The organism is Staphylococcus sp. GDY8P54P (assembly GCF_017892645.1).
In the GTDB taxonomy this organism is placed as follows: domain Bacteria; phylum Bacillota; class Bacilli; order Staphylococcales; family Staphylococcaceae; genus Staphylococcus; species Staphylococcus ureilyticus.
Window position 1 is genome coordinate 16,789 of sequence record NZ_JAESLN010000029.1, and the last position, 16,650, is coordinate 33,438.

Below are 16,650 nucleotides of genomic sequence, written 5' to 3' on the forward strand. Positions count from 1 at the left end.
AAATTAATTATATAATTTAGGATTAAGCATTTATTTATAAATATCAATAATGTGTACAGTATTATGATCGATTGCTACGCTTAAAGATTTGTCGTTAAATGAATGTTCGAAAACATTTATGCGTGGCTGATTATATGATTCAATTTTTTCTATAAATATATCAGACCACGGATATTTCTCGCGCAAATTGCAAGGTATCACACAATTGATATTTCCATGCGCATCATTATATGTCTCTTTAAAAATCAAATATTTTTTTCTTAACTTCAAATCTTTGAAATTGATATTAACCGACATTTTTGTTGTATAGTGCTTTGAAACTTCATTTTCCATAATTTGCCAATCACTGATATAAACGCTAATTTTATCCTCTTGATCAATAATAGTATAAAAATCATGTTCATAAACTTTATAACGTGTTTTTTCTATTAAACGATGAAACATAGTTCCTACCAATGTACGGAAACCACTTTTATCATATAAGTATAACGCCTCATTACCGTTCATTTGCTGTATCAAATCTACACCTATAACCGAAAAATGCTTTAATATTCTTTTAAACACACCGACTAACAATGGCGGACTTTCAATAATATTCATTGACTCGTCATGCAATAAAAAATTATTTCTTACATTTAATAAAAAATAATACCTATCCTCCAAACACATTTCTGCCATGATTTTCCTTATATAATTAAATTTAAAAATTTCTTTCGTCAACAGCATTTCATGTGATTCATTAAAATATGGCACCGATAACTTTTGATTATCTACAAAATAGTAATCAAAACCAATTCTCTTTAATTGTACTTCCATCATTTTAAAAGCATCTGGTTCATTAAATAAACGAGTAATATCAATACCAAATTTTACATTCTCTCTAAATTGTTTAATTTTGATAATGTTCCGGTATATCTCTTTTATTGACATTGTACTTAAATCAAAACAATAGCTTATCTTTTTTAATAAATCTCTGTTTAAGTTTGTGCTAGTTTGCAAATAAGCCGCGTAGGGTTTGCAAATCTGATTCAAATATATTTCAACATCTTGACTTTCGTAGATTTGAAGTACCAAATTAGCATTATTTGATATGATAAAGTCAAAAGCTTTATATGTTTTTTGTTCAGAAATGTATTGTTGAATATCTTTTACGTTGATATTGCAATAAATATAAATCTGTTCCTCATTTTCAAACAAATAACTCATTTTAGAATCAGTATACAATTGGTATAACTCTGCTATTGTGTAAATTTGAATAATCATGGATGAATTACGATTATCCAAAAAATGATCAGTACAAATACTAATTTCATTGTTTTGTACATAACTATCTTCTAATTTTGCAGTAAGTTGAGCCTTTACTTGATCTTTAAATGTGTCATTCAATGTTTCATAAGGAAAATATAAATACTTATTGTATTTTGAGAGTTTACGATATTGATTAGGTGTGTAACCGTAATATTGTTTGAATTTTTTACTGTAAAGTGCTGCACTACTAAAACCGTATAAATCAGATATTTCTCCAATGGTATGTTGACTATCCAATAGCTCTTTCATAGATGCCGCCAATTTTAATGTATCCACATAAGTTTTAAAATTCATATCTAGCTTACTATAAAATTGACTAGATATATTTGATTGTGAAATAAATATATGGTCAGCAATTGACTTTAATGTTAATGGTTGCTTCAAATTACGATTTACATAATCAAGTATTTCTCCAGTAATACCAAAGTATGCGTGATCAGTTTGTTGGGATAAATAATCCGAATCTACTTTAGCTTCATTAGCAATAATTTCAACAATTTTGACCATGTAATTTTCATAAATATCATAACTTAAAGTATCGTTCAAATAGTGTTTCGTCAGCTCAATTAAGGATTTAGTTAATTGTGCTGTAGACTGAATCAACTTAGAGGCGTATTGATAATCAAAAAAAGGATAACCTCGTTCTAAAAACCAATCACTCGCTATATATAATAAAATGGTTGCTCCATTGCGTTTAATGCTAAAAATTTCTGTATGGTTTACGATTAACAATTCCGTTTCAACTTTTATATTAGCTGTAAATTGTTGAATTTCTAATACTCCTTTTATTGGCAGTAATACTAGTATGCCATCTGTTACACGTTTAGTAGGATAAAAATTATTAGAAATAATATTTAAACACTGTACTTCCATATTCCAACCTCTCTCATATTCTGTTATACACCATACATATAAAATCATTTTTATAAAATTGATTATTTCTTTTATATTTTCATCTTTTGAAAATAGAACATTCACTTTTTTAGTTTCAAAGTACATGTTTTACCATTACATAATTTTGAATATAATAATTTAATTTGTCAACATATTTTTTCATTCATCGTCCTTAATTCTAACTTTTTTATATTTTATTATTGATAAAATAAGTTGTTATATAACATTATTATGTAATCATAAATTAAAGTCATCGTTGCATGTCAATCTTATATTAGCTGAATATTGTGTAATGATCATTTTAAGATACTAGACAAATAAAAATTAAAAGCAAAATAATAATCTAAAAAACCGTAACTGAATTTCTGTAAAAATCCAGTTACGGCTCTCGCTTCTATTAGAATTTATAACTCATATTTTTTAATTTTAAATCTAATATTTACTTTTTAAATTTATTCGCAAGTCTTAGTACATATTTAATAATGTGTAATAAATTGATAAATAGGTTGAATCCCATTTCCCGTGGAGAATACTGACCACGTTTCATACGATTAAAATCATATATTGTATATAATAAGAATAATAGTAAGCCTACTACTGTAATGATTGTATGGAAAATTGGATTATGCACAAACATACCAATAATTCCAGCAACAATCAGAGCCACTAATGTTACAAATAAGTATTTACCCATTCCTGAAGCGTTATCGACAATGAAATAGCCAATTAAACCAAATGCGATAAAAGCACCTATTGCTAGTAACACATTCTTATAAAACACTTCTGGTCCTAAATTTTGCAAATAAGCTGTAAATGTAGCATAGGACAATAAGCCGACAATAATTGCATATATATGTGAAATTACCAATCCATATTTACGTGCACGATTCGTTAAAACTGTAAATAAAACTAAAACTAGCAAGACGATAGAGAGTGGTTTTCTCCATTCCATGGGTAAAAACTGCCCAAAATAGCAACCAATGCCAAAAATAATCCAATAATAAATAAAGAATAACCATACTTTACCATACGCATGAGAATTGGATTTATCCTGCTTTGATTTAGATTGTTTTTGATTAATTTGTTGTGTTGATTCAGCCAATCATTTCACTCCTTAGATGTTATAACATCTTACACATTAATTAGAATGTATTCCTCAACATATCTGATTAATGTGCTTAAATGTTGTTAAAGTTTTGTTTATATAAAATACATTACTTTCATTTTCACTATTCCACCTAAAATCAAACATTTTAACTATCAATTCCAAAAAGATGTTAACGTTAATTGAATTCCACACGTTTTCTAATGTTACAAAGTCATAAATTTTTAAATGAATTTCAAAACCAAAATTTCGTTTAAAGTCCATAACAAAAGTATTTATTAGGTTTACATCTCAATGTTCTAAAATGTTAATAATGTTACATCTCTATAACAATAGACACAAGTCACCTAATTTTTGTTAGTATGTAACATGAATTCAATTAAAGAAAATCAAACAGATATATTTAATTTAAAATGAGTTATTTATATAGGTGTGAGGAGGAGTTCTTTTGAAAAAGTTTGCATTTGCAGTCACTGCTGCTTCAGGTGCAGCAGCATTTATTGCTAACCATGAAGCTGAAGCATCAACACAGCATACAGTACAATCAGGTGAGTCACTATGGACAATCTCAGAACAATATGGTGTTTCAGTAGATGAGATTAAACAAAACAATAACCTCGATAACAACATGGTATTTCCGGGACAAGTTATCGAAATTGGTGGAAGTGGTCAAAGCTCAAGTTCAAACGCTTCTTCACAAACATCAGGTGGTTCTTCACATACAGTTAAATCTGGTGAATCATTAAATATCATTGCTAACAATTATGGTGTTTCAGTTGATGCATTAATGTCAGCGAACAATCTAAATGGTTATTTAATCCAACCTGGTCAATCACTTAAGATTCCAAATGGATCAAGTGTTGGTGGTTCTGGTGGTTCTGGTAACACTGCTACACAATCGCCTTCTACTGGTAATAATTCTGCTAGTGACGCTAATTTATATGATTGGGGTCAATGTACATGGCATGTATTTAACCGTAGAGCAGAAACTGGACAACCAATTAGTACATATTGGTGGAATGCTGATCACTGGGCTAACAATGCTGCAGCAGACGGCTACACAGTAAACAACACACCAACTGCTGGTTCTATCATGCAAAATTACGAAGGTCCAATTGGTCACGTTGCATATGTTGAGCAAGTAAATCCTGATGGCAGTATTTTAATATCAGAAATGAATTATAATACACCTCCAGGTACAGTAGATTATCGTACAATTCCAGCATCTACTGCTTCTAGCTATAATTACATTCATTAAAAAGAGGAAGCATCTTAAACCTCTAACATTAATAAATAAGCGTCAATTTCTATAAGGTTTTTATAGAAATTGACGCTTTATTTTGTTTACTTACTTTATTTATATATTTTTTAATCTCGACAATCATTTATGACAACTACATAGCATTAGTCGAACACTACAAGCAAAGGCAGCGCACAGAAATGCACACACAAAAACACTACCTACCACCAATAAAGTCCCTATTATCTTGGTAGTATAAAATATTTTAGGATGATACGATATAGCATCTTGATAATTTAGTATAGTAGTGTTTATTAAATATACGTAAGCGCTTTTTTTAAGTATTTCAATATAAAATTATATATGTGTACATTATATTTTGACGAGATGCTTGAAGGAACAGGACAAGCTGAAGACTACAGGTTGAAGCTCCGTTCCTAAGAATACGAACCAACAATACGAATTATGGAATAAAACAAAGAAGCACTCAGATGAATTGAATCATCCGAGTGCTGTTTTTCTAGTATTTATGTCATAGAATCTTTATCTTGTATTTATTTTAAAGTCATTCAGCTATTTATCACTCATTTTTGTTAATATTTATAAAACAATATTAATTACAAAATATATTAAAGCAGCTAATAATGCTGAAATAGGCAATGTAATTACCCAAGTCACAATCATACGTTGTGCTGTATTCCATTTCACACCTTTAATGCGGTTAGAAGAACCCACACCTAATATAGATGAAGACACAACATGTGTCGTTGAAAGTGGGAAATGTAGTGATGACGCAACAAAAATAGTTAAAGCAGAAGATAAATCCGCTGCTGCACCATTAGCTGGACGTATTTTCATTATATTTCCACCAACTGTTTTGATAATTTTCCAACCACCAACAGCTGTACCCAACCCCATTGCAGTAGCACAGGCAATCTTAACCCATAATTGAGGCTCAGTGCTTGTACCTGTTTGGATATTCGCAACTATGAGTGCTAAAGTAATAATCCCCATTGATTTTTGTGCATCATTTGTACCATGTGAAAATGATTGTAATGAAGCTGTGAAAATTTGGAAAAATCTAAAGTTACGATTCGTTTTCGTTAGATTTGCATTTTTGAAAACTACTTTAACAATTGAATACATAATAAAACCAACACAAAACGCAATAACTGGTGATAAAAGTAATACTATGATTATTTTTGTAAAGCCTTGATAATGTAGTACAGCAAATGTACCTTGAGAAGCAATTGCTGCACCAGCAATTGATCCAATTAATGCATGTGAAGAAGAACTAGGTATTCCAAAAAACCAAGTTACTAAATTCCAAATAATTGCTGCCATAATAGCAGCTAAAACCACAACTAGACCATTTTCTAATTTAAATGGGTCTACAATATCTTTTGTTATCGTACTTGCAACTCCAGTAAATGTTAACGCACCAATAAAGTTCATAACTGACGCCAAAATAATCGCAGTTCTAGGAGTTAATGCACGTGTTGAAACAGCAGTAGCGACGGCATTGGCTGTATCATGGAAACCATTGATAAAGTCAAATATCAAAGAAAAAATAACGATAGCTACTGTGATAATCAAAATATATTCCATAAGTTAGGACTCCTTAGCTATTTTTCATTATTATTGTTTCAAAGTTATTCGCTACAGCTTGACATTTATCGGCAATTTCTTCTAAACTTTCATAAATCTCTTTGATTTTAATAAGCGTGATAGGATCAGTTTCACTGTTAAAAATATGTTTAATTGACTGACGTAATATACCATCACAGTTAGTTTCAAATTCTTTAATATTAATAGAATGAATGCGCATGTGAGATAATTTTTTATCGACAAGTAAGCCTACTGCTAATTTCATTTCAGCAATAGCTTTTTGGATATTATCAACAAATTCAGCCATATATTCATCGGTATATTCTATAGAGTACATTTCAAACATTGCTGATGTTTCTTCTATTGCATCTAAAACATCATCAATAGCGTTACATAAAGAGAGGATATCCTCACGTTCAATAGGTGTAATGAATGTTTGGTTCAAATCCGAAATCACTTGATGCATGAGCTCGTCACCATGTGATTCGTAAGTTTTAATATTATCTGAGTATGCTTTAAGGTCTAAGTGTGTATTAAAATCCATTTTACCAAATTCAATTGCTGCACGGTCTAAGTTGAAAACCATTTCTTCAAGTTTCACCATGAACTTATCTTTTTTCTTGTTAAACATTCAAAAAATCCTCCATTTACAGTGACCAATATAATCACCTTCAATAAATTTAAAAAATTACATTCTTTTCTAGACAAATTAAGATTGGCAAGATTTACAATAGACCCATTACTGTTTTAATTTTATTAAAATTATGTAAATGAGTTTTTGCTTACTAGGTTTAAAAAATCTCACAAATGTTGATTTGTCCTTATTTGAAAATAGCACAATTTTAACAATCCTACAATTAAATTTACAAATTCTTAACATTACATTTTCGTTAAATTAATAATTTTGTGTATATTGTTCTGCGAAATTTATAATTTTTCAAAAATGATTTTAAAATCTATAAATTCGTATATCAAAACACACAATAGCAATATTTGCATAATTACTATTTTTAAGCAACAATTATTTTTCTATATATCAAACTTAAATTAGATACAATTAGTTCAAAAGAAAGTTGATTTTTTGAATTTGTAGATACTATCAAAAATTTCATTCTGCGCTCTATTTCATCCTAAATAAAGTTAAATGTAGATATGTTTTATTTTAATTGCATCATAGATTGATAATAAAAAAGACAATTTCTCCATAAAATTAGAAATTGCCTTCTTATCGTTCATCGCATCATTTATGGGTCAAATGTCGCTTATTTAATGGTTATAGAGTTTTTTATACAACGTACATGAGCAATATCAATAATCAGATAACATGCTAACAATTTCATTTTGGTTTGGAAAAACAAATTGCACTTTCGTTCCATTATTAACTTCAGAATTGATATGAACAGTTATCCCTAATTTCTCTTTTACATTTTTCACCAAATATAAACCAATTCCAGAAGATGTCGTTTCATTACGATTTTCCGTTGAAGTAAAACCTTTATCAAAAATTCTCGGCAAATCTTTTTTGCTAATTCCTCTACCTTCATCCTTAATTTCCAACGTCACATGGTTTTCGAGTAGTTTGCCGCTTACATGAATCGTGCTGTTTTCACTGTATTTAACAGCATTGGAAAGAATTTGTCTTATCATCATGCGACACCATTTCGTATCTGTATATACTTTATAATTGTCATCAAATTCAAGTTCAAAATCTATACCTTTCGCTTGGCTAATATATCTAGTGATTTGTATTTCGTCTATAACTAAACGTTTTAAGTAAACATTTTCATAATACATATCTTTATTTTGCGACTCTAATCGAGTCAGAAATAGATGTTTATCTAGCATGTCATTGATACGTGTCCATTCAAATAAGAGTGCACGTCTTCTATTATCATCGCTTTCTTTTTCAATTAATAATTTTAAAGCAGTGACAGGCGTCTTAATATCATGCACAAAATCTGTTAACGCAGCTTCCGTAGATTTGATTTGTTGTTTTTGCTTAGTCACTAAACTTTTTTGTGTCGTAATTTGATGATATAAATATGCTAACATTTCTTCTTGGAACGGCGTATCGGCCAATGATTTATGCTTTAACGCTTCGGGTTCTATATTATCATCTAAGTGCTTATAAAACTTAACTTCTTTTAAATATGTAAATAATAAGAAAATACAGCTTAACCCTATATTTAAAATAATTATATATAAAACACTATTTACATTTAAATCATAATCTAAAAAAGCAATACCTAAAAAGATGAATTGTAAAACGAGCAACCAAAATATCCAGTTTTTACGTGAACGCAAGAATAACCATACCCATTTCATACTATCCATGAGCCATATATCCCTTACCGATTTTCGTTTCAATTGCATCTTTCATATTAATATCTGCAAGCTTTTTTCTTAACCGATTCACATTGACTGTTAATGTATTATCGCTGACAAATGCTTCATCATCCCAAAGTGCAGTTATTAATGTATCTCTAGTAACAATCGTATCTTGTTTTTTCACTAACATCTCTAAAATAATCATTTCTGTTTTAGATAAATATATGACTTGATCGTCTTTATTAATACTATCCTTAGTAAGGTCCAATGTCGCTTGTTGCCAAGTTATGACTCTTTTCTCATCTATACTAAATTGATAAACGCGTCTATAAATCGCTTGTAGTTTAGCAATTAAAATGTTTGTATTAAATGGTTTTTGAACATAGTCATCTGCGCCTAATTCCATACTCATTACCTGATCCATTGGATTATCTCTTGAAGATAAAAATAAAATTGGTGTGTTTGATATTTCGCGAATCTTTCTCGTCCAGTAAAATCCATCATATTTGGGTAGCTTAACATCCATAATAACTATTGCCGGATCAACCGCTTTAAACTTCTCTATTACAAGATTAAAATCATCAATACCATTAACATTAAAGTCCCACTGTTCCAACTCTTCACTAAGTTCCTTAAATAAAGTCATATCATCTTCCACTAATAAAATTTCCATAAGCTCACCTCAATTATTTTGTATATTTTATATTTTCCCCGGAGTTAATTCGACCTTGGTAATGTTTAATGCGGCAATCAATTTCAAATCCTCGCATCATTAAATCTTGGAAAGGTGATTGCATTAAGTAATAAACAGGCCAAGTTAATTTAGGAATATAATCAAACAAATGAACGATGACTTGTTGTGTGTCTTTTAATTTGCGAAATTCTAATTTCCCTTGCTTTTTTAAATTAGGTTTTACAATTCTACCACTCACAAGATGCAACGTAATGATGTCTTTTTCAGTGTTCTCTTTGCGTAGTACTAGTATAGGTTTGCGTTTGTTTTTCATGTACACAATGAAATTATCCCCTTGTTTTGCTGTATGCAACAATGTTCCTTTCGTTTCATCTAGCCACTTAAAATAATATGTTACCATTTGGCTTAATGTCCAATTCATCGGTAGTTGTATACTTAACGCACTTCTGACATCATCATATTTCGAAGTCTGTAACTCAACTGCTACGTGAGGGCGGGCGACTTCTGCCGTCGTTTCTTCTACTTCAGTACCGTATGCTGATAAACGCTGCTTCGTTTCAACATCGAAGCGACTACCACTAATATATATTATCTTACTCACACCTTGTTTGGCAGCAGCTCTCCCAAAATTATCTGCAGCTATCAAATTGATATCTCTAGCAGTTGCATGCGTCAGCTTAGCAGAATGCTTGGTTGGATCTAAATAAAATATTGCAATATCTATACCGTCCATAGCAGTTAAAACATCATTATAGTTATAAATATCTTTTTCAAGCCAAATAATTTCTTGATATTCTTTTTCTTTTGGATACTTAGACAATGTATATAAGATTCCTTCATCTTTAATGGATTCAATTAGATATTTTCCTATATAACCTGTAACACCCGCAAGCAATATATTTGGTTTCATTATACGACATCCTTTATCATATATTTTTCTTGTTTTAAATATTCCCTAGTAAATTCATGTTAATGATGTTAAGTTATACTATAACTGAGTTATAAAAATTAGAAATGAGGAGTGGACATATATGGTTCATCAAATTCGAGAAATTGGTATCAACGATATAGAACCTTTTATAAAACTATTAAGTACAATCTATGATGAATCTGATTATTTGATATACAATCCTGGTGAGTATGCGCCCTCTAATACGGATGCTATTGCAACCTTAGAACATTATATAACTTCTCCTTCTAATGCAATTTATATTGCAGAAAACAATGGCGAACTCGTAGGATTTGCAATTGTCACTACCGAAAGTTTCGAACGTACACGACATGAAGCACACTTTTCTATGGGAGTTATAAGGCATTATCGTGAAAAAGGATTAGGACAATCATTAATTAATTCCATAGAAGCTTGGTGCTTAAACCATGACATTCACCGTATTGAAGTTGAAGTAGTTCCCGAAAATACGACCGCTGTTGATTTATTTAAAAGTGCAAACTATCAAGTCGAAGGAGAACTTAAAGATAAATTGTTTATTGATCATCGATATTATAATAAATATATCATGGCAAAATTACTAATTTAATGATTTTAATGTAATAAATTAGTAAATAGTTCCTTATTTGCAGTTTAATCGTTTTTGGATAAATATCCAAATGACAACTTCGTCTTCATCTATATTTTAACAATTAAACCATTATTGAAGTGTATATGATACCAACCAAACCTAGCTTGCTTACACCTTTATATTATCACTTCCATATGTTCTGTATATCCTTCTATTTCAATTTCAATCGTTTAGTCAAAAGAACGACTAAGTTAAATCGAGTCTATACATTATTATTAAAAAAACACTTCCGTATGAATACATCTCATTTGCATTCAACGAAAGTGTTTTTTAATTTCCTTAAAACATTGATGTTATTTAAATCAAACATAGTTACATCATCGATATCTAATATGGGTTTAATTCAACTCCATTTGGATTCGCTTCTTCAGATTTATATTCCGTTTCAACGCCTGAAGAAGTTGTATTTCTGCTTAAAAACCTTAAGACGTCTTTCATATTTTGCTGTGATTCTGGCAATTCCATATGAAATTGATACTGATGTCTCAATTTATGAGAACCGTCATAAAATAATGTATCCACCGGTACGTCTGTTGACTTTAATTTTTTATAGAATTCAATATTCTGACTATAAAATGGGTCGGCATCGCCCACTGATAAAAATGTTGGCGGATAATCTTCTGTAACTTGATTGATGGTAGACATCTCACTTATATACTTAAATTGTTGTTCCCAATCTCGTTTTCCAGTATAGCTTTCCATAAAGAGCTGAATTCTTGCGAATTCTGTCGCTCTAACTGTCTTCATGTCATAAAAGCCACCAAAAAAGATAGCTGCTTTAAGCTGATCTGCTTCAAATTGTTGCTTAAAGTTCATATCCTCTCTTAAAGATTTATTCGTTTGTATTGCTGTATATTGGCTTGATAACTGCGCACCTGCGGAATCACCGCCAAAAATAACTTGATTGAAATCAATTGGTAACTCATGTTTATTTCTCTTAATAAAACTTACCGCTTGATCAATCTGTTGTAACTGGGTAGGATATTTAAAATCTGGTGCAAGTGCATAATTAATATTCACCACAATATATCCTTGTTCAGCAATTTTAGATAATAATGGGTTTTTATATTGTTTATCTCCCGCAATAAATCCTCCGCCATGCATCCAAAAAATGACTGGAAGTTTGTTATCTTGATCTAATTCATTTGGCGTTAATATATCAAGTCGACTATTGGGTGCCCCTTTTCCATATGTGATATTTGTAAAAGCATTCACATTTTTATTATTAATTTGAACTTTTTCGTTTACTCTACTCGAGTTTTGTCTATCATACTGTAGTTTTAAAAGTACTGCCATAACTACTACAACCGTGACTATGATAAACGTTGTGATAAGGGTCCATTTATGTTTTTTCTTCATAGATTACCTTTCCTTTCGGAAGCATTGTACCATAATAAATAAATTCACAATAGTATTACAAGGATAATAAACTAAAAAACTCAGCTTGCATACGTTAGCAAGCTGAGTTATATCATATATCAATTTACAATTTTTCACTTTTAAAAGTTAAGCAATAAATTTCTTGTTTTGTCGTTTTCTACTGTAATACTTAATAAGTACTCCAATAACAACAATAAGACCAACATATCCCATTATTGGATATAAATAGTTGATTAAACCTGCGAAACCTACAAAGCTTAAACCATAAGCCACAAATACCATAACTATGATAAAGATATGATATTTTTTACTATACGGTTCTGTAAATCTCGCTGCAAATGAATACATTAAACCAAGAATTGTATTATACATTACTGCTAACATAATTACTGATAACACTAGTGCTATCCAAGGATTAATTGCATTTGCTAATGTTAACATCGGAATATCTGCATCTTTGATTTTTGGAAATTCAGACTGTAATGCAAAGTTAATTAACGCTAATAACACGGTATAAATAATACCACCAAATAGCGCACCAGCGCCTGAAACACGACGTCTTGAAGCATCGCCGCCTATAGCGACAATAGTACTGAATCCTACCGCAAATGCAAGACCACCATAGTTAATACCTTTAAGTATACCTAACCATAAGCTGTCACTTGGTACAGTTTCGTTAACTTTACCTAATGAAATACTACCATTGAAAAGATAGTAAGCAGCAATAATAACTACTAATATAATTAAAAATGGCGTAACAATACCTAAAGCTCGTACGATTTTATTAAAGTCCATCAATAGTGTGATATATATTGCAATTACCATTATCAATGCACCTAACCACGTTGGTACACCGAAACTTTCTTGAAATGTTGATCCTGCTCCAGCAATCATAGTAACTGAAATACCAAATAAGAAAAAGATTAGTAAGTAATCTACGATTTTACTGAACGCATTTCCAAATAAGTAGTCCAAAGTTGATTCATGGTTTTGTGCGTCAAACGCAGTACCAATTTTCGCAACTTGTCTACCAATAAATCCTAAAATTAGCCCAGAAAGTAAAACACCAATATATGACCATAAGCCATATGGCGAGAAGAATTGCATAACTTCCTGTCCTGTTGAAAAGCCAGCACCTACTACGATACCGACATAAGCGAAACCAATTTTTATAGCTTCTTTATTCAACCCCATGTGATAAATAACCTCCTCATAGTTAACACATTTTGTAATTATAACGTACTGACTGTAATTTGCAACATGAGAAAATTAAGATTTGCACAATTCATTAAAATTAAACATAATAGTTAAGCAATATATTTCTTTTTAATCATTCATTTTATCTTTTAAAAATAAATCGTCAATTCCAAGATACACTATAAATATGAATAAATTCCAATAACTTTTTGCAAATTTATACATTTCTAAATTTCATAATAATTCAAAAATTATAATGAAAAATTTTTTGAAAAAATTTTCATTGCATCATCATCTAATGTACCAAACAAATATAAAAAATAAATTTAAGTCTTATTTTTATTAATGTTATAACAATAAAACAAAGAAAACGGAGCAGAAACTTTACTGATTTAAAATAAATATCTGAACTATGCTCATGAAAAAGGCTGAGACAATCAATTTGTCTCAGCCTCAAAAAGTCATTTTCATATACAATTGTTTTCACATCAGAATTAAACACTATTCTATGATTTAACTGTCACTTACTCAAGTTAATGTGCATTTTTAAAACGATTAAGTTCATTGAAATCAACGACAACATTATCTAAACGTTTTGCTGTTTCTTTTAGTACATTACGCGCAACGCTATTTGTTGGATCTAGTTTAAGTATTTGACGAGAAATCTCTAATGCTTTTTTATCAGAAATGACTGGTTCAGGAACTGCATGTAATAACAACATCTGTAATAAGCTTTTTACTTCTTTGCCGTCAGTAAGTTTTATGGATGACTCTGCATGATAATATGCAGAATCTAAAGCACCTTGTAGTTCACTTAATGGATAAACGAGTAGTAGAAAAGCTAAGTCATGCATTTCTGCTGTTTCTTCAGTTTTCATCATATCTAAAATACACGTATAAAACATGATACTTTCCACTTCATGAGCGCTTGAGATATAAGCTTCTTCAAATTCCATAAAATCTGTCTGGGACATAAGACGGTATACTGATTCAAATTCGCCGTTTAAGACATGCTTTTGTATCAATTCTTTCATTGCAATGTCCTCCTAGATATCCAGATTTCTTTAACAGTTAAGTCTCATTTTACCATATCTTAATTATATATTCATATAAAAAAGAATATTTTTGTCAAGTTAATTGAAGCAGTTAGAACGACATACGCTATATATATCATTATAACTACTTGAAAGAGATCATTGATTAATACGTTGACTTAGCCAAATTTCGTATTCAATTCATCTAACACTTCATCTATCGTTTTTCCTACAGAAAGATTTACTGCTGCAGTAAAAGTACCTTCAACAATCGGGGCATCTATTTTTTCTAAACGATGCTCTCCCTCATACATCTCAATCGCTAAATCTGTATTCATTTCAGCAGAACCTATGTCATAAAAACATAATGCGTCGTCATCTACTTGATTCACCATTGTTTGGATATCATCATATGATGTGCCAATTTCACCATGCACACCACCTTGTGCAGTAATCTTAATATTCTCTCCTACCATTTGATTTACCAAAGCTTTTGTACCATCTGCTATCTCTTTACTATGGCTTACAATAATAATTTGTGTCATATTAATCAGCTCCTATTAATGCGTTTAAAATATATACACTGCTTTGTGCACCCGGGTCCACATGCCCTTTTGACGCTTCTTTAAAATAGGCTGCTCTACCTTTCGTTGCTTCTATATCCTTAGTTGCTTCTGCAAAAGATTGTAAATCTTCAAATGATAAAGTTTCACCATTATTTATCGCTTTGTTGGTACGTTCAATAACGTCATACATTGTCTTTTCATTTAACACTACTTTCCCACGTTGCGCAACTGCCTCCGAAAATGTGTTAAGCATTGTTTTTAAATTCTCTTTATCAATTTCATCACCAACAACTTGAGACATTTTCACAAAACTAAATCCATAAAGTGGACCAGAAGCACCACCAATATTAGACATTAAAGCCATACCAGTAGATTTTAATAATGTAGACACAGAGCTATCATCTAGCTGTTCGGGCAAGGCTTTAAACCCTCTTAACATATTTACGCCATGATCACCGTCACCAATTGCTCTATCTAATTCTGTTAATAATGATTCTTTCTCTTCAAAGACATCAACTAAATTAAGCAATCTCTCTTTTAACTCTGACACATTCATTCCGCTTCACTTCCTAACCTATATTTTTTATTTAAGCATTAAAGTACGGGCTACTTGTCGGTGCAATCAATGCTTCATAAACTTGTTCCGTATATGGTAAAAATGTTATTGATAAACCTTCCATATCTAATGAAGTCATATAGTCTCCAACTAACCATAATTTCACATCTTTTTGTTTATCTTCGAGTTGTTGTGCCACGTATTTTGTTGCAATATTTAGTTCAGATAAAGGTGTAGCTCCCATACCGTTTATCATCACAATAAGTCGTTCATCATCTATCTCTTTCAATAGTTCGGCAATCAATCGTTCAACGACTAAATCTACACTTTCAACTTTTTGGCGTGAGAGACCTTTTTCACCATGTATGCCGATACCAATCTCCATAGATCCATCATCTATATCAAAGCCATATTGACCTGTTGTTGGAACCAATGGTGGCGTTAAAGCCATACCTATTGATTTGATAGTTGGTAATAATTCATTTAATTTTTCTTTAATTTGCGATAGTGAGGCTCCGTTTTCTGCTAAATATCCAGCTATTTTATGCACAAATACTGTTCCAGCAACGCCTCTACGTTGTGCTTTATCACTAACAGCAACATCGTCTTTGACCACAACGGTTTCTACTTGGATATCTTCCATTTCTGCCATTTCTTGTGCCATTTCAAAATTCATGACATCACCTGCATAGTTTTTAACAACAAGCAGTACACCATCTCCATTGTCCACAGCTTTAATCGCACTTAAAATTTTATCTGGCGTTGGAGATGTAAATACCTCACCACACACTGCAGCATCTAACATACCTTGCGCTACGTAACCTGCATGTGCTGGCTCATGACCACTGCCACCACCAGATACAATAGCTACGCCTTTTTCTTTTTTATGTTTACGTACAACCACCGTATCAGCAATTACTTCGACATTTTTATTTGAAATCGAAAGACCATCTAACATATCTGGTAAAAATTGTGTTTTATCTTTAATGAGCTTTTTCATATTGAGGACCTCCTGTTTTCACTATTCACTTATAGTATACCCTACACACAAATGTAAACGCTAACAACTCAAAGGGTTTATTTAAAAAAAAGAGCGGGTTCTCAATCAATCTTTTTCAAAATTGATTCTAAAACCCGCCCATCTGTAAAGTTTTTCTTAA

15 protein-coding genes are annotated in these 16,650 nt (G+C 30.9%); 2 read left to right on the top strand and 13 right to left on the bottom strand.

Annotated elements, in window-relative coordinates:
- Window positions 1–30 precede the first annotated feature (30 nt).
- Both KA883_RS09730 and KA883_RS09735 read right to left on the bottom strand, forming a co-directional pair.
- Window positions 31–2,181 carry a helix-turn-helix transcriptional regulator gene (locus tag KA883_RS09730; protein ID WP_210139966.1) on the bottom strand — a complete coding sequence of 717 codons (2,151 nt, stop codon included), beginning with the start codon at window positions 2,179–2,181 and terminating at the stop codon, window positions 31–33.
- Between the two features lie 460 nt (window positions 2,182–2,641).
- Window positions 2,642–3,304, bottom strand: coding sequence for a Bax inhibitor-1/YccA family protein (locus tag KA883_RS09735; RefSeq protein WP_046207341.1), 663 nt, complete (start codon window positions 3,302–3,304; stop codon window positions 2,642–2,644).
- Window positions 3,305–3,755: 451 nt separating this feature from the next.
- On the opposite strand from KA883_RS09735, the gene KA883_RS09740 reads away from it, so the two are divergent.
- Window positions 3,756–4,565, top strand: coding sequence for a LysM peptidoglycan-binding domain-containing protein (locus tag KA883_RS09740; RefSeq protein WP_046207340.1), 810 nt, complete (start codon window positions 3,756–3,758; stop codon window positions 4,563–4,565).
- 582 nt (window positions 4,566–5,147) lie between these two features.
- On the opposite strand, the gene KA883_RS09745 is transcribed toward KA883_RS09740, so the two are convergent.
- The 5 genes from KA883_RS09745 to KA883_RS09765 all read right to left on the bottom strand — a co-directional run bounded on the left by KA883_RS09745 (window position 5,148) and on the right by KA883_RS09765 (window position 10,087).
- Entirely contained in the window at window positions 5,148–6,155 is a 1,008-nt protein-coding gene (locus KA883_RS09745; RefSeq protein WP_046207339.1) for an inorganic phosphate transporter, read from the bottom strand.
- Between the two features lie 13 nt (window positions 6,156–6,168).
- The gene (locus KA883_RS09750) at window positions 6,169–6,786 is read right to left on the bottom strand and encodes a DUF47 domain-containing protein (RefSeq protein ID WP_019468170.1); all 618 of its coding nucleotides are present in this window, start codon (window positions 6,784–6,786) and stop codon (window positions 6,169–6,171) included.
- Between the two features lie 677 nt (window positions 6,787–7,463).
- The gene (locus tag KA883_RS09755; RefSeq protein WP_046207338.1) at window positions 7,464–8,489 is read right to left on the bottom strand and encodes a sensor histidine kinase; all 1,026 of its coding nucleotides are present in this window, start codon (window positions 8,487–8,489) and stop codon (window positions 7,464–7,466) included.
- Window positions 8,482–9,156, bottom strand: a complete 675-nt coding sequence (locus KA883_RS09760; RefSeq protein WP_046207337.1) for a response regulator transcription factor — start codon at window positions 9,154–9,156, stop codon at window positions 8,482–8,484. The genes KA883_RS09755 and KA883_RS09760 overlap by 8 nt, the downstream gene beginning before the upstream one ends.
- A 13-nt stretch (window positions 9,157–9,169) precedes the next feature.
- Window positions 9,170–10,087: an NAD-dependent epimerase/dehydratase family protein gene (locus tag KA883_RS09765; RefSeq protein WP_046207336.1), complete on the bottom strand. Its 918-nt coding sequence runs from the start codon at window positions 10,085–10,087 to the stop codon at window positions 9,170–9,172.
- Window positions 10,088–10,208: 121 nt separating this feature from the next.
- Here KA883_RS09765 and KA883_RS09770 point away from each other — a divergent pair, with 121 nt between their 5' ends.
- A complete protein-coding gene (locus tag KA883_RS09770; protein WP_046207335.1) occupies window positions 10,209–10,715 on the top strand; it encodes a GNAT family N-acetyltransferase in 507 nt (168 codons plus the stop codon).
- Window positions 10,716–11,084: 369 nt separating this feature from the next.
- Here the strand turns inward: KA883_RS09770 and KA883_RS09775 are convergent, their stop codons facing one another.
- From KA883_RS09775 to dhaK, 6 genes are all read right to left on the bottom strand, one after another.
- Window positions 11,085–12,116 (bottom strand): alpha/beta hydrolase, encoded by a 1,032-nt coding sequence (locus tag KA883_RS09775; RefSeq protein ID WP_210139967.1) that lies wholly within the window; start codon window positions 12,114–12,116, stop codon window positions 11,085–11,087.
- Window positions 12,117–12,263: 147 nt separating this feature from the next.
- Window positions 12,264–13,331, bottom strand: a complete 1,068-nt coding sequence (locus KA883_RS09780) for a YkvI family membrane protein (RefSeq protein WP_210139968.1) — start codon at window positions 13,329–13,331, stop codon at window positions 12,264–12,266.
- 536 nt (window positions 13,332–13,867) lie between these two features.
- Window positions 13,868–14,368 (bottom strand): hypothetical protein, encoded by a 501-nt coding sequence (locus KA883_RS09785; RefSeq protein ID WP_046207332.1) that lies wholly within the window; start codon window positions 14,366–14,368, stop codon window positions 13,868–13,870.
- 179 nt (window positions 14,369–14,547) lie between these two features.
- Entirely contained in the window at window positions 14,548–14,913 is a 366-nt protein-coding gene (dhaM, locus tag KA883_RS09790) for a dihydroxyacetone kinase phosphoryl donor subunit DhaM (protein ID WP_046207331.1), read from the bottom strand.
- A 1-nt stretch (window position 14,914) separates the two neighbouring features.
- Complete coding sequence (dhaL, locus tag KA883_RS09795; RefSeq protein WP_046207330.1) at window positions 14,915–15,490, bottom strand: dihydroxyacetone kinase subunit DhaL; 576 nt, start codon at window positions 15,488–15,490, stop codon at window positions 14,915–14,917.
- 31 nt (window positions 15,491–15,521) lie between these two features.
- Window positions 15,522–16,490 (bottom strand): dihydroxyacetone kinase subunit DhaK, encoded by a 969-nt coding sequence (dhaK, locus tag KA883_RS09800; protein WP_046207329.1) that lies wholly within the window; start codon window positions 16,488–16,490, stop codon window positions 15,522–15,524.
- Window positions 16,491–16,650: the final 160 nt, after the last annotated feature.